Source organism: Streptococcus oralis subsp. oralis (assembly GCF_002096595.1).
Lineage (GTDB): Bacteria > Bacillota > Bacilli > Lactobacillales > Streptococcaceae > Streptococcus > Streptococcus oralis_D.
Map to the genome: position 1 here is coordinate 257,701 of NZ_NCUR01000010.1, position 21,517 is coordinate 279,217.

Consider the following 21,517-nt stretch of genomic DNA (forward strand, 5'->3'; position numbering starts at 1 on the left):
GAGAGAATATGCCTCAGTTAGCGACTATTTGCTACATTGATAACGGAAAAGAACTGCTCATGCTCCATCGTAATAAGAAACCCAATGATGTCCACGAAGGCAAATGGATTGGTGTGGGTGGTAAGCTAGAGCGAGGGGAGACACCTCAGGAGTGCGCAGCGCGTGAAATCCTCGAAGAAACAGGCCTCAAAGCCAAGCCAGTACTTAAAGGTGTTATCACTTTTCCAGAATTCACACCAGATTTAGACTGGTACACCTATGTTTTTAAGGTGACAGAGTTTGAGGGTGACTTGATTGACTGCAATGAGGGGACGCTGGAATGGGTTCCCTATGACGAGGTTTTGAGCAAGCCAACTTGGGAAGGTGACCACACCTTTGTTGAGTGGCTTTTAGAGGACAAACCCTTCTTTTCAGCCAAGTTTGTTTATGATGGGGATAAATTATTGGATACCCAAGTTGATTTCTATGAATAAAGGAGAAAGCAGATGCTACTAATCAAAAACGGTCGTGTAATGGATCCTAAGTCTGGTTTGGATCAAGTGTGTGATATTTTAGTCCAAGATGGGAAAATTATCAAAATTGCTCCGGAAATCAAGGAAGAAGGAGCAGAGCTAATTGATGCTACGGGTCTTGTAGTTGCGCCTGGACTAGTTGATATTCATGTTCATTTCCGTGAACCTGGTCAGACCCACAAGGAGGACATCCATACTGGGGCACTAGCGGCTGCTGCAGGTGGTTTTACAACGGTTGTCATGATGGCTAATACTAGTCCAACCATTTCGGACGTAGAAACTTTGCAAGAAGTTCTTCAGTCAGCTGCCAAGGAAAAAATCAATGTCAAGACAGTTGCGACTATTACCAAGAACTTTAATGGGCAAGACTTGACAGACTTTAAGGCGCTTTTAGAAGCAGGTGCGGTTGGTTTTTCTGATGATGGTATTCCGCTTGAGAGCAGTAAAGTGGTCAAGGAAGCCATGGAAGAAGCTAAAAAACTTAATACTTTTATTAGTCTTCATGAGGAAGATCCAGGTTTGAATGGGATTCTTGGATTTAACGAAAACATCGCTAAGGAACATTTTCATATCTGTGGAGCGACTGGGGTGGCTGAGTACGCTATGATTGCGCGTGATGTTATGATTGCCTATGCAACCAAAGCCCATGTTCACATCCAGCATTTGTCTAAGGAAGAAAGTGTCAAGGTAGTGGAATTCGCTCAAGGTTTGGGAGCACAGGTCACAGCAGAAGTAGCGCCACAGCATTTCTCTAAGACAGAAGCTCTTCTTTTAACTCAAGGAAGCAATGCCAAAATGAATCCTCCACTTCGTTTGGAGTCAGACCGTCGTGCCGTTATCGAAGGTCTCAAGTCAGGTGTTATCACAGTTATCGCAACGGACCACGCGCCTCACCATGCAGACGAGAAAAATGTAGAAGATATCACTAAAGCACCATCTGGTATGACAGGTTTGGAAACCTCTCTTTCTCTTGGTTTGACTTATTTGGTGGAAGCTGGTGAGCTATGCTTGATGGAATTGCTTGAAAAAATGACTGTCAATCCAGCCAAACTTTACAACTTTGAAGCTGGTTACTTGGCTGAGAATGGTCCAGCGGATATCACTATCTTTGATGCGAAGGCTGATCGTACTGTTGGTCCAAACTTTACTTCAAAATCAGCTAATTCTCCATTTATTGGTGAAACTTTAAAAGGGCAGGTTAAATATACCATCTGTAAGGGACAAATCGTCTATCAAAACTAGATGGGATTCTGCTCTATAAACTATAAGAATAGAGAGCGTATATGTATCCAACCCATCAATTTAAAGACAAGTTTGTCTTATTTCTGAAGATATTTTTCCCTATCCTGATCTATCAATTTGCCAATTATTCTGCCTCTTTTGTTGATACAACTATGACTGGGCAGTACAATACCATGGACTTGGCGGGGGTGTCAACCGCAACGAGTCTATGGAATCCTTTCTTTACTTTTTTAACAGGGATTGTTTCGGCCATGGTTCCCATCATAGGCCATCATCTGGGACGGGGCAAAAAGGAAGAAGTAGCATCTGATTTTTACCAATTCATCTATTTAGCTTTCGGACTGTCTTTGCTCTTGCTTGGCATGGTAGTATTCTTAGCGCCACCTGTCTTAAACCATATTGGTCTAGAAACTCAAGTGGCGGCAGTTGCAGTTTCTTATCTTTGGTACCTTTCTATCGGGATTATTCCCTTGTTGCTTTTTAGTGTCATTCGGTCATTGTTAGATTCTCTTGGTTTGACCAAACTATCTATGTATCTCATGCTCCTATTACTTCCGCTCAATAGTGGTTTTAACTATCTCTTGATATATGGAGCTTTCGGTTTCCCTGAGCTTGGTGGCGCAGGAGCAGGGCTAGGAACTTCGCTAGCCTATTGGGTTTTATTGGGCATTTCCCTGCTTGTTTTGTTCAAACAAGAAAGGTTAAAAGCGTTACATCTTGAAAAACGCATTCCACTAAATATAGATAAAATCAAGGAAGGTGTTCGATTAGGTCTACCAATCGGGGGAACCGTATTTGCTGAAGTAGCCATTTTCTCCGTGGTTGGACTAATCATGGCTAAGTTTTCATCGCTCATCATTGCCAGTCACCAGTCAGCTATGAATTTTTCCAGCCTCATGTATGCTTTTCCTATGAGTATTTCCTCTGCTATGGCGATTGTTGTGTCTTACGAGGTGGGGGCCAAACGTTTTGAGGATGCAAAAATCTATGCTCGTTTGGGGAGAGTAACCGCCCTTATTTTTGCAGGTCTTACCCTGTCTTTTCTCTACATTTTTAGAGATCGTGTTGCAAATCTATATGGAAATGACCCTCAGTTCATTGAAACAACTGCTGTATTTCTAACCTACAGTCTCTTTTTCCAGCTAGCTGATACCTTTGCGGCTCCGCTCCAAGGAATTTTAAGAGGGTATAAGGACACTATCGTTCCTTTCTATCTTGGCTTAATCGGATATTGGGGAGTAGCGATACCACTAGGATATCTACTAGATCAAGTAACTGACTTAGGGGCATTTGCCTACTGGATTGGGTTAATTGCCAGCTTGATTGTTTCTGGTTGTTTGTATCAATGGCGTTTGAAAACTGTAATGAAAAGATTGAGCTAATTTTAAGAAATTATCCTGAAAAATTACTTTGTGAAAAAATACTCTAACCAGAGAGAATCCCTGTTTTAACAGGGATTTATTTTTTTATATTGTGAAATTTTATTAGCCATATACTTTGACAGCGTATACTAAAAAAGGTAAAATAGTAAGGTAAGTACAAAGTTAGAAAGGCAAGATTATGTCAACTTTAGATAAAAATCTTTTGCTAGAGATGTTCCGTAAGATGGAAGAAATCCGTCGCATGGACTTAAAAATCGCTCAGTTAGTGAAAAAGGGGAAAGTTCCCGGTATGACTCACTTTTCTGTCGGAGAGGAAGCTGCTAACGTCGGAGCTATGTTGGCTCTCAATCCAGATGATCTGATTACCTCAAATCACCGTGGACACGGGCAAGCTATTGCTAAGGGGATTGACCTTAACGGAATGATGGCTGAAATCCTTGGAAAATACACTGGAACCTGTAAAGGAAAAGGTGGTTCTATGCATATCGCTGACCTGGATGCGGGTAACCTCGGTGCCAATGGTATCGTAGGTGGTGGTATGGGAATCGCTGTTGGTGCAGCACTCAGTCAGCAAATGCAACATACTGGTAAAATCGTTGTCTGCTTCTTTGGAGATGGTGCGACCAACGAAGGTGTTTTCCACGAAGCAGTGAACATGGCTTCTATCTGGAACCTGCCAGTCATTTTCTACTGCATTAACAACGGTTATGGGATCTCTGCGGATATCAAGAAAATGACCAATGTGGAGCATATCCATCAACGTAGTGCGGCATATGGAATTCCTGGAATGTTTATCGAAGATGGAAACAACGTCATCGATGTCTATGAAGGATTTAAGAAAGCTGTAGATCATGTTCGTGGTGGCAATGGCCCAGTCTTGATCGAAAGTGTAACCTATCGCTGGCTTGGTCACTCATCATCTGACCCTGGTAAATATCGTACGCGTGAAGAAGTGGAATTGTGGAAACAAAAAGACCCAATCGAAAACCTTCGCAAATACCTCATTGAAAACAATATTGCAAGTGCAGAAGAATTGGAAGAAATCCAAGCACAAGTCAAGGAAGCAGTAGAAGCTTCTGTTAAATTTGCGGAAGAAAGCCCATTCCCACCACTAGAATCAGCATTTGAAGATATTTACGCAGACTAAGGAGAAAGAGATAAAAATGGAAACAAAAACAATGTCGTTCCGTGACACCATTATCCTTGCTATGTCTGAGGAAATGCGTCGCGATGAAAATGTGTTCTTGATGGGAGAAGACGTCGGTGTCTTCGGAGGAGACTTCGGAACTTCTGTTGGAATGCTCGAAGAATTTGGTCCAGAACGTATCCGTGACTGTCCGATTTCTGAAGCTGCCATCTCTGGAGCAGCAGCAGGAGCAGCCATGACAGGACTTCGTCCAATCGTCGATATGACCTTCATGGACTTCTCGGTTATTGCCATGGACAATATCGTCAACCAAGCTGCTAAAACACGTTATATGTTTGGTGGGAAAGGTCAGGTTCCAATGACTGTACGTTGTGCAGCTGGTAACGGAGTTGGTTCTGCGGCCCAGCACTCGCAATCTCTAGAGTCTTGGTTTACACACATCCCTGGTCTCAAGGTTGTAGCTCCAGGTACGCCTGCTGACATGAAAGGACTTCTCAAGTCTTCTATCCGTGATAACAACCCAGTTATCATTCTTGAATACAAGTCAGAATTTAACCAAAAAGGGGAAGTTCCAGTTGATCCAGACTACACAATCCCACTTGGGGTTGGGGAAATCAAACGTGAAGGTACAGATGTAACAGTCGTTACTTATGGAAAAATGCTTCGCCGTGTGGTTCAAGCTGCTGAAGAATTAGCAGAAGAGGGAATTTCAGTTGAAATTGTGGACCCACGTACCCTCGTTCCACTTGATAAGGATATCATCATTAACTCAGTGAAGAAGACTGGTAAGGTCGTTCTGGTCAACGACGCCCACAAAACAAGTGGCTATATCGGAGAGATTTCAGCAATTATTTCAGAATCAGAAGCATTTGATTATCTAGATGCACCAATCCGCCGTTGCGCCGGAGAAGATGTGCCAATGCCTTACGCGCAAAACCTTGAAAATGCAATGATTCCAACAGTTGAAAGCATCAAAAATGCAATCCGAAAAACTTATAATAAAGAATAATACATAATATAAGTTATGTAAATTATAAGAATTTCTGACTTACTAACTTGAGTTATATTTTGTATCCAAGTTGTATGTAAAGTTGCGACAATTTTTTGACGAATCGATAATATTCGACAAAAAACTTAGTAAGTCTACTAGGTTGGCCGCCAGATAGCGGCAACCGTAGTAACTTGAGATACGTTCCGTGTCCAAGTTACTTGTAGAGTTGAACACGGGCTAAAAGCTCGGAAAAAAGATAAATCTCCTTGGCTTCATCGAAGCCAGCGTTGATTTCCTATTTTTCAGTCGCTTTTTATGCCCTTAGTATCATGTAATTGAATTCGGACTGAGGTCTGTGAAAAAAAGATAGATTTCCTTGTGTTCATCGAACACATCGTCAATCTCCTATTTTTTCATTGCCCTCTTCGTCCTTAATATCTTATATTCGAACACGGGCTAAAAGCTCGGAAAAAAGATAAATCTCCTTGACTTCATCGAAGCCTACGTAGATTTCCTATTTTTCGGTCACTTTTGACGCCCTTTGTATCATAAATAGAATTGGAGAGGTCATGGCTGATGACAAGCTAAGAGCGACTCCTGCGGCTAGAAAGTTAGCGGATGATCTAGGGATCAACCTCTACGACGTTTCTGGCTCAGGTGCAAACGGTCGTGTCCACAAAGAAGACGTGGAAACTTATAAAGACACAAATGTGGTTCGCATTTCGCCACTTGCAAAACGAATTGCCCTCGAACATAACATTGCTTGGCAGGAAATCCAAGGAACAGGTCATCGTGGTAAAATCATGAAGAAGGATGTTTTGGCCTTACTTCCTGAAAATATCGAAAACGACACTATCAAGTCTCCTGCTCAAATTGAAAAAGTAGAAGAAGTTCCAGACAATATCACTCCTTATGGTGAGATTGAGCGTATTCCAATGACACCAATGCGTAAGGTTATCGCACAACGAATGGTTGAATCCTACCTAACTGCGCCAACCTTCACACTCAACTACGATGTCGATATGTCTGAGATGCTGGCTCTTCGTAAGAAGGTTCTTGAGCCAATTATGGAAGCAACTGGTAAGAAGACTACTGTAACAGACCTTCTTTCACTCGCTGTTGTGAAAACATTGATGAAACATCCTTACATCAACGCTTCATTGACAGAAGATGGCAAGACCATTATCACTCACAACTATGTCAACCTTGCGATGGCGGTTGGTATGGATAATGGTCTAATGACACCAGTTGTCTATAATGCTGAAAAGATGAGTCTTTCAGAGCTGGTTGTAGCCTTCAAGGATGTCATTGGTCGTACATTGGATGGTAAATTGGCTCCAAGCGAACTCCAAAATTCAACCTTCACAATTAGTAACTTGGGAATGTTTGGCGTTCAGTCCTTTGGCCCGATTATTAACCAACCAAACTCAGCTATCCTCGGGGTTAGCTCAACAGTCGAGAAACCTGTAGTTGTCAATGGTGAGATTGTCATTCGCCCAATCATGAGTCTAGGATTAACCATTGACCACCGTGTTGTAGATGGTATGGCTGGTGCTAAGTTTATGAAAGACTTGAAAACCTTGATTGAGAATCCAATCTCAATGTTGGTTTAAAAATACAGTATTTATTTTTAGAGATATAGATAAAGGAAGTAAGACATGGCCTTAGAAGTAATTATGCCAAAAGCCGGCGTGGATATGACAGAAGGACAAATCGTCCAATGGAATAAAAAAGTCGGAGAATTTGTAAAAGAAGGAGAAATCCTTTTGGAAATCATGACTGATAAAGTCAGCATGGAATTGGAAGCCGAAGAAGATGGATACTTGATTGCCATCCTCAAAGGAGATGGTGAAACTGTCCCTGTAACGGAAGTTATCGGTTACCTTGGAGAAGAAGGGGAAAATATCCCAACAGCTGGAGCGGCTGCACCAGAATCAAAACCTGCACCTGCAGCTAGTGCCTCAAACGACGATGGTAAGAGCGATGATGCTTTTGATATCGTTGTAATTGGTGGAGGTCCTGCTGGATATGTAGCGGCCATTAAAGCTGCTCAACTTGGTGGTAAGGTTGCCCTTGTTGAAAAATCTGAACTCGGTGGAACCTGCTTGAACCGTGGCTGTATCCCAACTAAGACATACCTTCACAATGCTGAAATCATCGAAAATATCGGTCATGCAGCAAATCGTGGTATCGTCATTGAAAATCCAAACTTCACTGTAGATATGGACAAACTTTTGGAAACTAAATCTAAAGTTGTCAATACCTTGGTAGGTGGTGTTGCGGGTCTTCTTCGTAGCTACGGAGTTACTGTTCATAAGGGTGTTGGTACGATTACTAAAGACAAGAATGTCTTGGTAGATGGTTCTGAATTGCTTGAAACCAAGAAAATCATCCTTGCTGGTGGTTCAAAAGTCAGCAAGATCAACGTACCTGGTATGGAATCTCCACTTGTGATGACCAGCGATGATATTCTTGAAATGAACGAAGTTCCAGAAAGTCTTGTTATCATCGGTGGTGGGGTTGTCGGTATCGAACTCGGTCAGGCCTTCATGACATTTGGTTCAAAAGTGACTGTTATCGAAATGATGGACCGTATCGTGCCAGCTATGGATGCAGAAGTGTCTAAGAATCTTCGCTTGATCCTTGAACGTAAAGGAATGACCATCTTGACTGGTACTAAACTGCAAGAAATCATCGAGGAAAATGGTCAACTTCGTATCAAAGTTGAAGGAAAAGACGATATCATTGCAAGCAAAGCTCTTCTTTCAATCGGTCGTGTACCAGACCTTGAAGGAATTGGCGATGTTGAGTTTGAATTGGATCGCGGACGTATCAAGGTCAACGAATACATGGAAACTTCTGTTCCAGGTATCTACGCACCAGGTGACATTAACGGTACTAAGATGTTGGCGCACGCGGCTTTCCGTATGGGTGAAGTTGCCGCAGAAAATGCTCTTAAAGGAAATCATGCTGTTGCCAAACTGAACTTGACTCCTGCAGCCATCTACACTCTTCCTGAAGTAGCTGCAGTCGGTTTAACAGAAGAGCAAGCTCGTGAGAAATACGATGTTGCTATCGGTAAATTCAACTTTGCTGCGAACGGACGTGCTATTGCATCGGATGCTGCTCAAGGTTTCGTAAAAGTCATTGCAGATAAGAAATACGGGGAAATCCTTGGTGTGCATATCATTGGTCCTGCAGCCGCAGAATTGATTAACGAAGCGTCAAGCATTATCGAAATGGAAATCACTGTTGAAGAAATGCTGAAGACCATCCACGGGCACCCAACCTACTCTGAAGTGATGTACGAAGCATTCGCAGATGTTCTAGGAATGGCCATCCATTCACCTAAGAAAAATAAATAAGATTTTCAACTAAATTTTCTTAAAGTAGTACGGACGGCAGCGACCTCTATTAGAGTTCCATGCCTAAAAATTGAGCCCCTTGTCTCAATTTTTCCGAGAAATGTAACGATAACACGTTACATTTCTTTTTACCACTTTAGAAAATTGGATTGCTATGAACAGAATTTAAAAACTAAATTTTTGGAAATACTATGAAATACATTATCAATCATTCAAACGAAACTGCTTTTAATATCGCCTTGGAAGAATATGCCTTTAAACACTTGCTAGATGAGGATCAAATCTTCCTTCTTTGGATTAACAAACCTTCTATCATTGTTGGTCGTCACCAGAATACCATCGAAGAAATCAACCGTGATTATGTTCGCGAAAATGGTATTGAGGTAGTCCGCCGTATCAGTGGTGGTGGAGCTGTTTATCACGATTTAAACAACCTCAACTACACCATCATTTCAAAAGAAGATGAAAACAAGGCCTTTGACTTCAAGAGCTTCTCAACTCCAGTTATCAATACCTTAGCTCAACTAGGCGTTAAAGCTGAGTTCACAGGCCGTAATGACCTTGAGATTGATGGCAAAAAATTCTGTGGTAATGCCCAAGCCTATATCAATGGGCGTATCATGCATCACGGTTGCTTGCTTTTTGACGTTGACCTATCAGTCCTTGCTAACGCTCTCAAGGTTTCAAAGGATAAATTTGAGTCAAAAGGTGTCAAATCCGTCCGTGCCCGTGTAACAAATATTGTCAATGAATTGCCAGAAAAAATCACAGTTGAAGAATTCCGTGATTTGCTCTTGGAATACATGAAAAAAGAGTACCCAGAGATGACTGAATACGTTTTTTCTGAGCAAGAATTGGCTGAAATCAATCGTATCAAGGATACCAAGTTCGGTACTTGGAACTGGAACTACGGTAAATCACCTGAATTTAACGTCCGTCGTGGAACAAAATTCACCAGTGGTAAGGTCGAAGTTTTTGCCAACGTCATTGAATCAAAAATCCAAGATATCAAGATCTATGGGGACTTCTTTGGTATCGAGGACGTTGCAGCTGTAGAAGATGTCCTCCGTGGAGTGAAATACGAACGTGAAGATGTCCTCAAGTCACTAGAAACTATTGACATCACACGCTACTTTGCTGGTATTAGCCGTGAAGAAATCGCTGAAGCAGTAGTGGGGTAAGGAAAAAGAATCCATTTATGATGGATTCTTTTATTAGGGTTAAACTTAATAATCATGCTGATTAGATTATAATAGAGATGAAAAATGAAAAGGAGTTATTCATTAATGTTAGAAATTCCAGTAGAAAGTCTTAATCTATTTGAACAGTTAGACCGCAATGTTGTTGCTTTCTATAGAAATGAAGAAATTTATCAAACTGAAAGTTTAAATATAAGCATCACACAAGAACATTATGATAAGAAATACAAAGAGCTTCAACCTTTAGGATACCAAGCTGTTCAAATACCTTTAGGAATGGCTTTAGATAATGTAATCCAGCAAGCCCATTTTCAAAATCTTATAATTGGCGGTCTTCTGCCTGATGAAATCAATGTAAACAAAGAAGACTTAATGCCTTTGAAAGATATTGTTGATAGTTTTTGTATTATGTATGCTGCAGCAAACAACCGACTTGAAAATAGTAAGGCTTATGAACTTATGAAAAATAAGACAGTGTTCTTTATTGGTAAACTGTTAACTGATGATCTTAAAAGTGGTGACGAAATTTCGTATATGGGAATCGAAAGAGAATCAGCTGATGGAACTTCTTATGAAGCAGTAAAATGCTTTCTAACTAAAGAGAGTGCTGAGCAATACAATGATTCAAAAAAACCTGTAAGCCCAGCAAATCTAGCCTATCTGCAAGCCTTTTGGGGTAAACCAGTAATTATAGAGCCTCACCGTAACTACTGGATTGAGTTTAAATAAATAAAAAACGAAAGATAAAGGAATTGGTCTTTCGTTTTTTAGCAATAGTTGCTTTACATAATTTATAATATGTAACAATCATAAACTATCTAAAGCATTCTTTTGTTCATCATTGACGATATGGGTATAGAGGTCAGTGACTTGTGTACTGGCATGTCCTAGCTGATGGCTGACCAAAACTTGCGATTTAGTAGCATCATAGAGCCTAGTCGCCAGGGTATGGCGTAGTTTGTGTGGAGTTACACGGACTTTGAAGTCCTCAGAGTACTTAGCAACCATCTTTTCAACACTAGAAGCATCAATACGATTGGGAACGCCTCGATATAAGGTCAAAAAGAGAGCTGTATCTGTCTTTTCCGTCTTATAGCGTTGATTTCGAATGGCTAGATAATTCTCTAGGTAAGGCTTAGCAAAAGCAGCGACATTGACAGAATCACGTTTCCCCCCTTTTCGAGTGACATCGATCACCATCATTTTGAGATTGAGGTCTCTTAGATCTAGATTAACAGCTTCAGATAAGCGGACACCAGACGCTAGGAGAAGGGCAATAATGGCCAAATCACGTTCTTTGTTCTTATTAAATGATGAGAGAGCGCGATTTGAGAGCTGTTGTGGGTACTCCTGATCGATATAAGTTAGAAAACCTTCTGTTTCATCACCTAGAAAGAGTTTTTGCTTGATGTTTTCAGCTCTAGCAGCAAGTGTTTCTTTCTTTTTCTTGGTTGAAACTTTCTTCATTACATTACGATAGAAATAGGGTTCTCCCAGGTCGTTTTCAACCTCCTCTGTTAGATACTTGTAAAGACTAGAAAGTGCTGATAAGGTCCGATTGATGGTCGTCTGAGATACACCTTGCTTGGTTGTATTAGCATTCAGCAATGGACGTTCACGTAGATATAGGATAAAAGCTTCCATATCTTTCTTAGACATATTTTCCAAGACAGATAAAGGAATATCAGACATTTTATCAGCATTTGAAATTCCAGACTCTAAAACCCAGCTGAAAAATCGATCGTATTCCTTGAGATATTCGTACAAGGTTGTAAAACTGTAGGGCACAGCAAGCTTGGATTGGTAGTATTCCAGAACATACCAGGGCATGATTTGTTTTAGTTTGTCGATTCGTTCCAGTAAAATCTCACGTTTCATGTATTTTCTCCATAATTAAGTCTACTAGTAGTATAGCATAGACTCATATATTTTTCAAGAAAATTATAGTTTTTCGGAAAGATGTAATAAGAAACTTAAACAGAAGTCTAACTTTCCCCTATTTATCTTGAACCCTTTGTTAAATTTCATCATACTTGAGCAACATATTCGGAATCTTTTCTTCAAGACTCTTGCGAACTTTACCTTGAATTGCAGTGTCCATCTGGTTGTTTATGCTTGTAATGGTTGATTTGGTTTCTGTAGCAATTTTCTTAGCTGCCTTATTAAAGTTTTCTTTTAATTTATTTTTTGCTGTTATCGCTAACTTTGCTTCCGTAATGATTCGGTTTCTTTCCATCATTCGATACATTTGTTTCAGTGCGTATTGGTATTCTTCATCTGTGTAGTATTCATTCATTGGTGCTTGCATAATCTCTCCTTAGTTTGTGAAATTCTTCATCTAAATCATTTCTTTTTTTGCGAAATTCCTTATCGTATTTTTCTCTCTCATCTTCGAGTTTAATTTTATGATCTCTGTATACTTGATTCGAAAAGTGTCTCAAATTTTCTCAAAATATGAGACATTTTATCAACTTCTTCGGAAATTAGTTTTTCTAAGTTTGCATTTCGTTCGTCTAGATCAAGTGCTTTGTTATCGAGTTTCTTTTTTTCTTGATAATATCGTTCTTCTAGAGTATACAGTTCTCTCTCTTTTTCTCTAATTTCCTCCCATTTTACATCTTTTCTTTCCATTGTCGAAACTCCTTGGCTAATTGCTTATCTGTTGCTACTGTTTTTTCGATAACTTCCTGTAATTGTTTATCCAAATTTTCAAATGCTTGGGCGGAAGCATTCATCTTAGTGGCTGTTTGATTTGTCTCTGCCTGAAACGTATCGATAAACTGTGCTTGAGTGATACCTTGACTAGCAAAAATGGCATCAACTTCATAGGGAGCTAACGCTGTGTAGCTCGTAAAGTCGATTTTTGACCAAATTTCTTGTAATTCCTGATTGGCTTTTTTGGCTAAGGCGCTCACTTCATCAGCTCCCGTTCTTGCTGCTGTAGCCATAGATGATGATAGGATAGAACCTTGAGCTGCATCTAAGTATATTTCCTCAGAACTACTAATACCACCTGATGACCATTTTGACTTCAAGTCCTTGTATTGAGCCATTCCTCGGAGACTGTTGGCATACGCTCGATAAACGCCACTGATTAAGGGTTTCCCACCTTTACCATCTACAAGTTGACCAGTTACAGGATCAAACTCCCAATCACCTATATTGTGGCTAGTTCCGTCAAGCCAATATATGGTATCAGGCATTTCTAAAAATGATTTATTGAATAATTCAGGATGGTTGAAATCATTTCCAAACACAACAAGATCATAATTTCTTCTATAATCTATAAACATGGCTGGATTTTTATCAATAAATGCTTTTTCTTCATTAGAAAGTGAACGATAAAAAAACCAGGCATTGAAGGTTGTCGTAGGTATGTGGTATTTAGCTCCTACCTTTAGCATATAAGACCCTTGTGAATAACCAGAAAGTTGGCTAACTTCATATCTAGGGTCATCCATAATTTCTTTTACAAATCGGTCTGCTACATAATATTGAGGGGATAAACCTGACTCTCTTTCTGCAACTGCTGTTCCGACATCAATCTTAGTAGGACTCCCAGGGTCCGTTCCCGCAGCAATCACAGCTATACTTTTATAATCTGGTTCACCGTTGACTATTGGTGCAACCGCTAGTCCATCAAAACCTGTTTCTTTGTGAGACTTAGTCGCAATAACACGGAATTCTTGACCATCGGAGGTGGTTATAGTGTTGGTTTCATAGCTAGCTAATTCAGAATCAGGTTTATTAACAACAAGCTTTTTATGTTTTCGTCTAGCAAACTCTGAATTCACACTGTAAACCCCATTATCTCTATTTAAATTATTAAGCTGTTTATCTGTATAATTAAATGTCATTATTGCTCTCCTTCGTCGTTATCAGAATAAGTTACCCTGATTTTCGAAGTGGTTTTACCCTTGTTTTCATTCAAAAATTGTCTATCTTTTATTCTTCCTTCCCATTCCAATGAAGCATCAGTTATTTCCTCAGTGTCTAAAGAATATCCAATCCCATACTTAATTTTTCTTTCATCTTTAAACTTGATTTCTACATCACAAGACCATGACCCTGGTGGGTTTGTATAATCAGGATTCATAATCTTAATCTCCTCTATCCCTTGATAAGAATTCTTTAAGGCATTGACCAGACTAACTTCATACTCTCTATTTCGACGCTCTTCTTGGGATTTTCCTAACATGCTAAACATAAAAACACCTCCTGCTGTGATTATTGCGAGTAACAAAACGATTAGTAGCCTTTTATGACTTTTTTTAATTCCAGAATTGTTCATTTGAGTTTTTCTCCTTTTTCTTATTATACTATAAGATTTGTCTATATTACACTATAATAAGAAAAAGTTATTTTAAATCTATCAATCATAGTAGGATTTCCTAGGTCCGTTCCCGCAGCAATCACAGCTATACTTTTATAATCAGGTTCGCCGTTGACAATAGGTGCAACTGCCAGTTCATCAAAACCTGTTTCAATGTCAGACTTAGTGGCAACAACACGGAATTCTTGACCATCTGAGGTGGTTATAGTGTTGGTTTCATCCGAAGATAACTTATCATCTGTTTTGGTTACAACTTTCTTTTCAACTTCCCTTTCAGCATATTCAGAATTTACACTATAAACATTTTTTCCGTGATTAAATTCATTGAGTTGTTTATCAGTATAAGTGTATACCATTAATATTCTCCTTCTGAACCATCTGAATAAATAATTTTTGTGAGTTTACTAGTCTTACCCAAGTGACTATTTAAAAATTCTCGGTCCTCTTTTCTATTCTCTCTCTCTAAAGTTACATCAGAAATACGTTTATCTTTTTTTGAATAATTAATTTTATATTTTATGCTTCTCTCATTAAAATATAGTTCAACTACGCAAGTCCAACTTCCTGGCGGATTTGTGTAGTTTGCATTAGAAAATCTAATTTCTTCAATACCCTCATAACTATCTTTTAAAGTTTCAACCAAACTAACTTCGTACTCTCTATTTCGACGTTCTTCTTGAGATTTCCCTAACATGCTAAACATAAAAACACCTCCTGTTGTGATGGCTACGAGTAACAAAACGATTAGTAGTTTTATATATCTTTTTTTATTGCTGGAAATATTCATTTAAGCTTTTCTCCTTTTTCTACTTGAAAACTCTTCATTTACAATATAATTAGGAAAATCTTGGTTTAGATTATTCAATTGTTTATCAGTATAATTAAATACCATTATTGCTTTCCTGTTTCACCATTTGAATATCGTACTAATATTGTAGATTCTGTTTTACCAATGTGTTTTTGAAGTATCGACCATTGTTGATCAATTTCTTCATTAGTATTTCCTTTCATAAGACCATCATGGTTTTCTTTATAGGTTAATCTGTGATTAATTCCATAAGTAATGGTTTGACTATCATTGAACTGTACTGAAATATCACAAGACCACGAACCTGGTTTGTCATTATAGTAAGGATCCATAATCTTAATCTCCTTAATCCCTTGGTAGGAATTCTTTAACGCATTAACCAGACTTACTTCATATTCTCTATTTCGACGTTCTTCTTGAGATTTTCCTAACATACTAAACATAAAAAGACCTCCTACTGTGATGGCTACGAGTAACAAAACGATTAGTAGACTTTTATAACTTTTTTTAGTGCTGGAATTGTTCATTTAAGCTTTTCTCCTTTTTCTCCTTGAAAATTCTTCGTTCACACTATAAACAGCATAATCTTGGTTTAAATTATTCAAGTGTTCATCAGTATATTGGAAATTCATCATAGTTCTCCTTGCTCACTATCAGAATAAGTAATTTTCACTGACTTTAAAGTTTGCCCTTTATGAGTTTCTAAATACTGCCAATCTTCGTTTGTTTCTTGACGACCACCATAATTGGTTTTATAACTTAAATGGTGATTAATCCCATATTTAAGAGTTTTTTTATCAATAAACTTAATTTCGACATCACAAGACCATGATCCCGGTGGGTTTGTATAATCAGGTTTCGTAATCTTAATCTCCTCAATACCTTGGTAAGAATTTTTTAAAGCATTCACCAAACTAACTTCATACTCTCTATTCCGACGCTCTTCTTGGGATTTCCCAAACATAGAAAACATAAAAACACCTCCTGCTGTGATGGTTGCGAGTAACAAAACGATTAATAGCCATTTATGACTTTTTTTATTGCTGGAAATGTTCATTTAAGCTTTCCTCCTTTTTCTTATTATACAATATTTTAAATTAATTTTAACTATATAAGAAGTAAAAACCGATCTCATTGCTGAAAACGGTTTTTAAAAATATTAAATTACAATCTCAATTTACATAATTTATATTATGTAAATATCATCTACAACAACATATCTTTGACTTTTCCAATTTCACTTTTTGGAATCACCAGGTGAATCATATCACCCAGATACATTCTAGTTGAGCCGTGAACTGTTTGGCTTTTGCCATTATGGACTTGGGTGGTGATGAGTACGTTATGTGGCAAGTTGAGCTCGTGAACCTGTTTTCCTGCTATTTTATCAGATACAGGGATTTCAATTAGGGTAACTTCACCTTCGTCTGTTGCTTCTTCTGGTAGCATTTTTTCTAGCATGGCCTCATAGACTGGTGCTCCCTTGAGCAGATCCATGACGATGTAGGCGACCAAGGTCACTAAGCCAAGTGGCATGAGGTTGCGAATATCTCCAACCATCTCGGTTACGAGTATCATAGCAGTTAATGGAGCCTTGGAAATTGCTCCAAAGTAGCCACTCATTCCTAAAATGACAAATATAGGGAATTGTTCCTGACTGACAAGCCCAAAATTCACACAGATGACACCGACTAGGGCACCAAGTAAGGAACCGAGAGCCAGAATGGGAAGGAAAATCCCTCCTGGAAGGCCACTTCCATAACTAATCATGCTCCAAACAAAGCGAATCAAAAAGTAAGCTAATAAAACTTGGAAACTAAAATCTTGCTCAGTCAAAGAAAGAACGACCTGGTTTCCACCACCAAGAATTTGAGGTAAGAAAATTCCGACTGGTATGATGAGGATAAAGGCTAGGATTGGATAATAAGCTCTATCCAAATGGATTTTTTGACCAAGCCATTCATAAATTTGACCAACATTGAGTACAGCTTTCTCATAGAGAAAACCAGAAAGCCCGAGAAAAACTCCCATAACCAGGTAAATCCAATACTGGTCTAGGGTCATGAGAGGAATGTTGTCTGGCATATCCAGTACGGGTGTTAGGCCAAATATGAGTAGTGAGACAAAGTTTGCTACTAGACTGGCTGCTAGAGTTGAGACCCAGAAAAAGCGGGAAAAATGGTGGTATACTTCTTCTACGACAAAGAGCAACCCAGCAATCGGAGCATTAAAGGCAGCAGCTAAGCCAGCTGCAGCACCACTGGCAATCAGGGAACGTTCCTCTACTGGACTAGATTTTAGCCACTTGGCAATGCCTTTACCACCAACCGCTCCAAGTTGAATACTTGGCCCTTCTCGACCTAGCATAAGGCCACTTGCAATAGCAAGAATCCCTAGAATATATTTTTTCCAGAGGACACTCCACCAGTTGAGGCTCATCAGTCCCTTCAGCTCGGCTTCGACTTGAGGAATTCCTGAACCCTTGATATCTTTTTCTGACCGAGTTAGTTTCGCACTAAGCCAGCAAACTATTAAATAAAATAGACCAATGATAAAAAGATTGCGCACTAGGTGCGCTTGATCTTGATAAAGTCCTTGTATCAGGTGGAATCCCTTTTCGATTAAGAAACGAAAGGATCCGACGATTAGCCCGACGACGAGACCAACAATGATTCCTCGTCCAACTTGGGATAATATGGTGCTTGAGGCAAAGGCAAATTCTTTCTTGGAACTGAGTGTTTCTGACTGTTCCTCCATAATCATTTCCTCTTACTTATCTTTCTTGGTTGAAACCAGTGTTTTGACTGGTTCAAAACTGGTTCGGTGAATTGGGGTGACACCTAGTTTTTCCAATCCTTCTAGATGTTTAGCTGTTCCGTATCCTGCATTAGCTGTAAAATCATATCCAGGATATTGATCATCATAGTCCTTCATCAATTCATCCCGTGTCACCTTGGCCACTATAGATGCAGCTGCGATCGAGAGGGAGTTAGCATCTCCTTTGATAATGGAGGTTTGTGAAATTGGCAACTCCAGTTTCATGGCATCTATCAAGAGGTGCTCGGGTTGCGGACTAAGCTGGGAGATTGCTTCCTTCATGGCCAGTTTGGTCGCTTCATAGATATTGACTTGGTCAATGATGTGATTATCCATGATACCAATCCCGATTGACAAGGCTTGGTCTTGAACTGCTTGATAAATTTCTAGATGTTTCTTTTTTGGAATTTTCTTGCTATCGTTGAGGCCTCTAATCTTACAATTTTTTGGTAAAATAACGGCTGCAGCGACTACAGGCCCAGCCAGAGGACCACGACCGACCTCATCAACACCTGCTATTAAGGTCAATCCTTGTTTATAAAGCTCTTTTTCATAGGAAAGCATGGATTCCAAACGAAGGTCTTCATCCAGTTCAGCCTGAATGGCTTTTTTACGTTTGCTGATTTCCTTTTGAACCCCAGAACGAGGATCCTTTTCCAGTTCAAGAAAAAGGGGATTGTCTAATTCTTTGACAGTGGCAAGAAGTTCTTTGATTTCTTTAATCGTCGTCATCGATGTCGTCCAATGTATCTAAGGTGTAGTTACCGAGCTTTCCATCACGGACTTCCTTGACGAAGAGGCTGTAAAAGCGGTCGTAATCATCTCGGAAACCGAGAGCACGGGTCATATCCATGATGATAACAGGTGCTTCTTCTTCTATCTTCATTTGTTTGAAGCGTTCAGCTAGCTTTTCTGGATAATGTTTTTTGAAATAATTGAGACCAAAAATGGTCACTTCATCCATTGGGAGTAGTTGATCTTTAATTGCTCCAGTCAAGGCTAGTTTCAAAGCAACGGTTTCGTCTTCGAACTTAGGCCAGAGAATCCCTGGTGTGTCTAAAATTTCAAGGTCTTTGTTGGTTTTGAGCCACTGTTGCCCCTTAGTAACACCTGGTTTATTGCCGACAACTGCAATCTTTTTCCCAGCCAAACGGTTCATGAGAGTTGACTTACCAGCATTTGGAATTCCGATAATCATGGTCCGCAAGGTTTCGATCTTGATACCTCGTTCTTTCTGGCGTGCAATCTTATCAGCCATGAGCTTTTTAGCGGCATCCGTCACAACTTTTACAGTCACTTGCTCTTTGGAGTTGATAGCCAGAGTTTGGATTCCCTGTGATTCAAAATACTGACGCCATTCTTTGGTCATTGCTGGGTCTGCTAGGTCAGCCTTGTTCAAAATCAAGAGTTTAGGTTTATCACCCACAATCTTGGTTAACATAGGATTTTGACTAGATAAAGGTAGCCGAGCATCCACCAAAATCGTCACAAAATCAACAAATTTTAAATTCTCCTGAACTTGCCGCCGAGCCTTAGACATGTGGCCCGGAAACCATTGAATAGTAGCCATAATATTTTCCCCTTCCGACTAAAAAAAACGTAGTAAAAACGTTTTCTTTCTTACTACCTATTCTATCATAAATGAGGAACTTTTGCACAGGCTTTGACCACAATAAACGACAAATAGTATTGGTCCGAAACATCCTTGATGCCAGTCAGGATTTACTTGACTTTTTTTGCCAACAGGTATATACTTAGTGTATACTAATTCGTGGAGGTAGAGCAATGAATACAGTAAAGACTCGGAAGGTGGGAAATTCGCTCACTGTGACCATTCCTAAAAATTTAGGGATGTCAGAAGGTCAAGAAATGGTTGTCTACAAAGGAATTGACGGAGTCATTGTCTTAGCTCCAAAACTGAAAGATCCTTTTGATGGGATTACTGATTTGAGAATGACAAACGATTTTGAAGGGGTAAGGTCAGTTGATAGCGAAATCTGACTATATTCCTGAAAAGCAGGATATCATTTGGCTGGACTTTGATCCATCAGTCGGTCGGGAGATTCAGAAAAGGCGACCTGCCTTGGTAGTTTCTAGGAGAGAATATGCCTTGCAAACTGGTTTTGTAGCTGTCTGTCCTATCACTCACGGCCAACGTCGTTTGGCAGAAAAAGGCTTGCTCGTTCCTGTCTCGTCGGACAAGGTAGATGGCGCTGTCAATCCATTTCAACTGTATACCTTCGATTTTCGGATGCGTAATGCTCAAAAAATAACAAGAATGGACACGCAGTGTTTTCAGAAAGTAGTCCAACTTTACCAATACATCTTTGGAGATACATAAATCCTACCTTGTCTATGCATGGTAGGATTTTTTTCTATATGAGTAATCTATCTAAAAACGGGTGAAGGCAATTTGTCAAAATCCCTCTAATCCAGCTTTCTTGTGCAGATGATAGATGTTCTGCCTGAAGGCATTCTTTTAAAAATTCAGCAACTTGATCTGGAGCAATTTCAAACTCAAAGGCTTTCATCTTGTAAAAAAAGTCGATGAGATGCTCAGATAAGTATTCATCTGAAAAGAGTACTTCTCCACTTTTTCGATATTCTAATAGAAGCCGAGAAAATCTAGCTTTTTCATCAGGCAAATCCCGAAAATAAGAATTAAGAAGCCAAGTCTGCTTCTGCTTTCGTTCAATCGGATCCTGACCTGCAATCCGCTGATCCTTTTCCAGCTCCTTTTGGTTTTGCTTAGCCTTGATAGCCCGTTCGTCTCTATTCTTACCAAAGAGGATTTTCTCCCACTTTCGTTCTTCTTGGGTCAAGGTTTCTGTAAAGCCAAAATAATCTTGATAGGCTCGTTCTGCAGGTCCCATGGCAAGAATGAGGTTGTCAGCGTATTGCTTGGCGATTTTATCTCTTTTCTTGCGTTCTTTCTCTGCCTGAATCCGTAAATGCTGCTCGTAGTCGATTTTCTCCTTGCCTAGTTTGACAAGGTAGAGTTGGTCATCGGTCTTACCAAGTAAAAAAGGTTTGATACACTTTTCCAGCACTTCTTCCATACGAGCCTTCTTCTTTGGCTCTGCCTTGGTCCAACTTCCGCCTTGAAAGACCTCTAGGAAGAGCTGATAGTCTCTCTCAGGCGCGAATTGATTGCCACGATTGGCTTTGAAAACACCTTTCTCCCAAAACCATTTTAGAAGTCGTTCATCAAAATCGCTTTTATTAACCTTGATTTTTTCCTTTTTCTGAGCCTTTCTGGTTAGGTTTTCAACTTTTCTGAGTAGTTTTTCTTCCTCTTCCAGTTGCTGGTCTAAAGTCAGTCGATGAAAATGACGAACACAGTCGCTTCCGATAGGAAAGAGACGTTGGCCTGTAACTCCGTTAAAGAGTTCGTAGGCGTATTTTATGGCATTCCCGCAAACACAATTACTACGGCCAATACCATTAAAAATCAAGGAAACTTCATTCCATTCCTTAGTGGCTTGATCCCAAGTATCAGCTTTTGAAGCCTGTAAAACCGCATCGTGCAGGGATTTTCTAACTGGAAGTGTCATGAGGTCTCCTTTCTAATACTCAATGAAAATTAAAGAGCAAACTAGGAAGCTAGCCGTAGGTTGCTCAAAACACAGTTTTGAGGTTGTGGATAGAACTGACGAAGTCAGTCACCTATATACGGCAAGGTGAAGCTGACGTGGTTTGAATTTGATTTTCGAAGAGTATA

General features: G+C 39.6%; 24 protein-coding genes. 11 read left to right on the forward strand and 13 right to left on the reverse strand.

All coding sequences use genetic code 11. The annotated features are described in order from the left end of the window. Positions 1 to 8: 8 nt before the first annotated feature. The 9 genes from B7714_RS05635 (at position 9) to B7714_RS05675 (ending at position 10,567) form a co-directional block, all read left to right on the forward strand. Entirely contained in the window at positions 9 to 473 is a 465-nt protein-coding gene (locus B7714_RS05635) for an NUDIX hydrolase (RefSeq protein WP_001135768.1), read from the forward strand. 12 nt (positions 474 to 485) lie between these two features. Beyond that, a complete protein-coding gene (locus tag B7714_RS05640; RefSeq protein WP_084859913.1) occupies positions 486 to 1,754 on the forward strand; it encodes a dihydroorotase in 1,269 nt (422 codons plus the stop codon). A 41-nt stretch (positions 1,755 to 1,795) separates the two neighbouring features. Continuing rightward, positions 1,796 to 3,136, forward strand: a complete 1,341-nt coding sequence (locus B7714_RS05645) for an MATE family efflux transporter (RefSeq protein ID WP_065371791.1) — start codon at positions 1,796 to 1,798, stop codon at positions 3,134 to 3,136. Positions 3,137 to 3,314: 178 nt separating this feature from the next. Continuing rightward, positions 3,315 to 4,283, forward strand: a complete 969-nt coding sequence (locus tag B7714_RS05650; protein WP_000105354.1) for a thiamine pyrophosphate-dependent dehydrogenase E1 component subunit alpha — start codon at positions 3,315 to 3,317, stop codon at positions 4,281 to 4,283. Between the two features lie 16 nt (positions 4,284 to 4,299). After that, the gene (locus tag B7714_RS05655; protein WP_084859914.1) at positions 4,300 to 5,292 is read left to right on the forward strand and encodes an alpha-ketoacid dehydrogenase subunit beta; all 993 of its coding nucleotides are present in this window, start codon (positions 4,300 to 4,302) and stop codon (positions 5,290 to 5,292) included. A gap of 551 nt (positions 5,293 to 5,843) precedes the next feature. Then, the gene (locus B7714_RS05660) at positions 5,844 to 6,887 is read left to right on the forward strand and encodes a dihydrolipoamide acetyltransferase (protein WP_084859915.1); all 1,044 of its coding nucleotides are present in this window, start codon (positions 5,844 to 5,846) and stop codon (positions 6,885 to 6,887) included. Between the two features lie 45 nt (positions 6,888 to 6,932). Further along, on the forward strand, positions 6,933 to 8,639 hold the full coding sequence (gene lpdA, locus B7714_RS05665; RefSeq protein ID WP_084859916.1) for a dihydrolipoyl dehydrogenase: 1,707 nt from the start codon (positions 6,933 to 6,935) through the stop codon (positions 8,637 to 8,639). Positions 8,640 to 8,830: 191 nt separating this feature from the next. Next, positions 8,831 to 9,820, forward strand: a complete 990-nt coding sequence (locus B7714_RS05670) for a lipoate--protein ligase (protein WP_084859917.1) — start codon at positions 8,831 to 8,833, stop codon at positions 9,818 to 9,820. Positions 9,821 to 9,925: 105 nt separating this feature from the next. Continuing rightward, entirely contained in the window at positions 9,926 to 10,567 is a 642-nt protein-coding gene (locus B7714_RS05675; RefSeq protein ID WP_084859918.1) for a hypothetical protein, read from the forward strand. Between the two features lie 78 nt (positions 10,568 to 10,645). On the opposite strand, the gene xerS is transcribed toward B7714_RS05675, so the two are convergent. The 12 genes from xerS to ylqF form a co-directional block, all read right to left on the reverse strand. After that, positions 10,646 to 11,716 carry a tyrosine recombinase XerS gene (gene xerS / locus B7714_RS05680; RefSeq protein WP_000817856.1) on the reverse strand — a complete coding sequence of 357 codons (1,071 nt, stop codon included), beginning with the start codon at positions 11,714 to 11,716 and terminating at the stop codon, positions 10,646 to 10,648. A gap of 139 nt (positions 11,717 to 11,855) precedes the next feature. Continuing rightward, a complete protein-coding gene (locus B7714_RS05685; RefSeq protein ID WP_084859919.1) occupies positions 11,856 to 12,146 on the reverse strand; it encodes a hypothetical protein in 291 nt (96 codons plus the stop codon). A gap of 95 nt (positions 12,147 to 12,241) precedes the next feature. After that, positions 12,242 to 12,469 (reverse strand): hypothetical protein, encoded by a 228-nt coding sequence (locus tag B7714_RS05690; RefSeq protein ID WP_239823555.1) that lies wholly within the window; start codon positions 12,467 to 12,469, stop codon positions 12,242 to 12,244. Then, entirely contained in the window at positions 12,451 to 13,695 is a 1,245-nt protein-coding gene (locus B7714_RS05695) for a hypothetical protein (protein ID WP_084859920.1), read from the reverse strand. Before B7714_RS05695 ends, B7714_RS05690 begins: the two co-directional genes overlap by 19 nt. After that, entirely contained in the window at positions 13,695 to 14,129 is a 435-nt protein-coding gene (locus B7714_RS05700; protein WP_084859921.1) for a hypothetical protein, read from the reverse strand. The genes B7714_RS05695 and B7714_RS05700 overlap by 1 nt, the downstream gene beginning before the upstream one ends. 41 nt (positions 14,130 to 14,170) lie before the next feature. Beyond that, the gene (locus tag B7714_RS05705) at positions 14,171 to 14,527 is read right to left on the reverse strand and encodes a hypothetical protein (RefSeq protein ID WP_084859922.1); all 357 of its coding nucleotides are present in this window, start codon (positions 14,525 to 14,527) and stop codon (positions 14,171 to 14,173) included. Next, positions 14,527 to 14,958: a hypothetical protein gene (locus tag B7714_RS05710; RefSeq protein ID WP_164497045.1), complete on the reverse strand. Its 432-nt coding sequence runs from the start codon at positions 14,956 to 14,958 to the stop codon at positions 14,527 to 14,529. Before B7714_RS05710 ends, B7714_RS05705 begins: the two co-directional genes overlap by 1 nt. 104 nt (positions 14,959 to 15,062) lie before the next feature. Beyond that, on the reverse strand, positions 15,063 to 15,506 hold the full coding sequence (locus B7714_RS05715) for a hypothetical protein (protein WP_084859923.1): 444 nt from the start codon (positions 15,504 to 15,506) through the stop codon (positions 15,063 to 15,065). 104 nt (positions 15,507 to 15,610) lie between these two features. Then, positions 15,611 to 16,036: a hypothetical protein gene (locus tag B7714_RS05720; RefSeq protein WP_001027476.1), complete on the reverse strand. Its 426-nt coding sequence runs from the start codon at positions 16,034 to 16,036 to the stop codon at positions 15,611 to 15,613. 149 nt (positions 16,037 to 16,185) lie between these two features. Beyond that, positions 16,186 to 17,736: a ClC family H(+)/Cl(-) exchange transporter gene (locus tag B7714_RS05725; RefSeq protein ID WP_084859924.1), complete on the reverse strand. Its 1,551-nt coding sequence runs from the start codon at positions 17,734 to 17,736 to the stop codon at positions 16,186 to 16,188. Between the two features lie 12 nt (positions 17,737 to 17,748). Continuing rightward, positions 17,749 to 18,528 (reverse strand): ribonuclease HII, encoded by a 780-nt coding sequence (locus B7714_RS05730; RefSeq protein ID WP_084859925.1) that lies wholly within the window; start codon positions 18,526 to 18,528, stop codon positions 17,749 to 17,751. Continuing rightward, entirely contained in the window at positions 18,515 to 19,366 is an 852-nt protein-coding gene (ylqF, locus tag B7714_RS05735) for a ribosome biogenesis GTPase YlqF (RefSeq protein ID WP_000201310.1), read from the reverse strand. Before ylqF ends, B7714_RS05730 begins: the two co-directional genes overlap by 14 nt. A 215-nt stretch (positions 19,367 to 19,581) precedes the next feature. Between ylqF and mazE the strand changes: the two genes are divergently transcribed. Continuing rightward, on the forward strand, positions 19,582 to 19,797 hold the full coding sequence (mazE, locus tag B7714_RS05740) for a type II toxin-antitoxin system PemI/MazE family antitoxin (protein WP_049505811.1): 216 nt from the start codon (positions 19,582 to 19,584) through the stop codon (positions 19,795 to 19,797). Further along, positions 19,781 to 20,137, forward strand: coding sequence for a type II toxin-antitoxin system PemK/MazF family toxin (locus B7714_RS05745; protein WP_000560800.1), 357 nt, complete (start codon positions 19,781 to 19,783; stop codon positions 20,135 to 20,137). Before mazE ends, B7714_RS05745 begins: the two co-directional genes overlap by 17 nt. Positions 20,138 to 20,171: 34 nt before the next feature. Here B7714_RS05745 and B7714_RS05750 read toward each other — a convergent pair whose 3' ends face one another. Next, positions 20,172 to 21,350: a hypothetical protein gene (locus tag B7714_RS05750; protein WP_084859926.1), complete on the reverse strand. Its 1,179-nt coding sequence runs from the start codon at positions 21,348 to 21,350 to the stop codon at positions 20,172 to 20,174. Between the last annotated feature and the right edge of the window lie 167 nt (positions 21,351 to 21,517).

What these genes read in the sequence shown, in the direction of transcription:
- B7714_RS05750 (WP_084859926.1), bottom strand. Translation starts at nt 21,350, where the DNA reads ATGACACTTCCAGTTAGAAAATCCCTGCACGATGCGGTTTTACAGGCT.
- xerS (WP_000817856.1), bottom strand. Translation starts at nt 11,716, where the DNA reads ATGAAACGTGAGATTTTACTGGAACGAATCGACAAACTAAAACAAATC.
- lpdA (WP_084859916.1), top strand. Translation starts at nt 6,933, where the DNA reads ATGGCCTTAGAAGTAATTATGCCAAAAGCCGGCGTGGATATGACAGAA.
- B7714_RS05705 (WP_084859922.1), bottom strand. Translation starts at nt 14,527, where the DNA reads ATGGTATACACTTATACTGATAAACAACTCAATGAATTTAATCACGGA.
- B7714_RS05725 (WP_084859924.1), bottom strand. Translation starts at nt 17,736, where the DNA reads ATGGAGGAACAGTCAGAAACACTCAGTTCCAAGAAAGAATTTGCCTTT.
- B7714_RS05730 (WP_084859925.1), bottom strand. Translation starts at nt 18,528, where the DNA reads ATGACGACGATTAAAGAAATCAAAGAACTTCTTGCCACTGTCAAAGAA.
- B7714_RS05675 (WP_084859918.1), top strand. Translation starts at nt 9,926, where the DNA reads ATGTTAGAAATTCCAGTAGAAAGTCTTAATCTATTTGAACAGTTAGAC.
- mazE (WP_049505811.1), top strand. Translation starts at nt 19,582, where the DNA reads ATGAATACAGTAAAGACTCGGAAGGTGGGAAATTCGCTCACTGTGACC.
- B7714_RS05670 (WP_084859917.1), top strand. Translation starts at nt 8,831, where the DNA reads ATGAAATACATTATCAATCATTCAAACGAAACTGCTTTTAATATCGCC.
- B7714_RS05700 (WP_084859921.1), bottom strand. Translation starts at nt 14,129, where the DNA reads ATGAACAATTCTGGAATTAAAAAAAGTCATAAAAGGCTACTAATCGTT.
- ylqF (WP_000201310.1), bottom strand. Translation starts at nt 19,366, where the DNA reads ATGGCTACTATTCAATGGTTTCCGGGCCACATGTCTAAGGCTCGGCGG.
- B7714_RS05655 (WP_084859914.1), top strand. Translation starts at nt 4,300, where the DNA reads ATGGAAACAAAAACAATGTCGTTCCGTGACACCATTATCCTTGCTATG.
- B7714_RS05635 (WP_001135768.1), top strand. Translation starts at nt 9, where the DNA reads ATGCCTCAGTTAGCGACTATTTGCTACATTGATAACGGAAAAGAACTG.
- B7714_RS05710 (WP_164497045.1), bottom strand. Translation starts at nt 14,958, where the DNA reads ATGAATATTTCCAGCAATAAAAAAAGATATATAAAACTACTAATCGTT.
- B7714_RS05650 (WP_000105354.1), top strand. Translation starts at nt 3,315, where the DNA reads ATGTCAACTTTAGATAAAAATCTTTTGCTAGAGATGTTCCGTAAGATG.
- B7714_RS05720 (WP_001027476.1), bottom strand. Translation starts at nt 16,036, where the DNA reads ATGAACATTTCCAGCAATAAAAAAAGTCATAAATGGCTATTAATCGTT.
- B7714_RS05660 (WP_084859915.1), top strand. Translation starts at nt 5,844, where the DNA reads ATGGCTGATGACAAGCTAAGAGCGACTCCTGCGGCTAGAAAGTTAGCG.
- B7714_RS05640 (WP_084859913.1), top strand. Translation starts at nt 486, where the DNA reads ATGCTACTAATCAAAAACGGTCGTGTAATGGATCCTAAGTCTGGTTTG.
- B7714_RS05715 (WP_084859923.1), bottom strand. Translation starts at nt 15,506, where the DNA reads ATGAACAATTCCAGCACTAAAAAAAGTTATAAAAGTCTACTAATCGTT.
- B7714_RS05690 (WP_239823555.1), bottom strand. Translation starts at nt 12,469, where the DNA reads ATGGAAAGAAAAGATGTAAAATGGGAGGAAATTAGAGAAAAAGAGAGA.
- B7714_RS05695 (WP_084859920.1), bottom strand. Translation starts at nt 13,695, where the DNA reads ATGACATTTAATTATACAGATAAACAGCTTAATAATTTAAATAGAGAT.
- B7714_RS05685 (WP_084859919.1), bottom strand. Translation starts at nt 12,146, where the DNA reads ATGCAAGCACCAATGAATGAATACTACACAGATGAAGAATACCAATAC.
- B7714_RS05645 (WP_065371791.1), top strand. Translation starts at nt 1,796, where the DNA reads ATGTATCCAACCCATCAATTTAAAGACAAGTTTGTCTTATTTCTGAAG.